Annotated in this window: 1 pseudogene; it reads left to right on the top strand. The window is 40.8% G+C overall.

Annotation, left to right across the window (positions count from 1 at the left end):
• Positions 1-188, top strand: a pseudogene (locus SB658_RS25050) (hypothetical protein); the annotation flags it as partial.
• Positions 189-260 lie beyond the last annotated feature (72 nt).

Raw genomic sequence — 260 nt, 5'->3', positions numbered from 1 at the left:
CTTATGAGGAGCAAATTAAAAAGCAGCTCAGAAGATGTATGAAAAAAAGTGGAGACATTTGCGTGATGCAGCTATCGATGGTTCATGCGGCACAGCAGATGGAAAAGGAGACAGGCATTCCGATCATTCATCCGCTTTCCCCACTTAAACAATTTGTCCATCAAACAATATCCGCTTTGAAGGAGTGAACCTGTCTGGTTCGCTCTTTTTGTATAGAAACGGAAATGGAATGACATGTTAAAAAAATAATCGAGCGCAAA

It is taken from the genome of Bacillus sp. SIMBA_008, from assembly GCF_046535495.1.
Lineage (GTDB): Bacteria > Bacillota > Bacilli > Bacillales > Bacillaceae > Bacillus > Bacillus subtilis.
The sequence above is the reverse complement of the archived record's forward strand: the minus strand, read 5'-3'. Positions and strand labels throughout refer to the sequence as shown.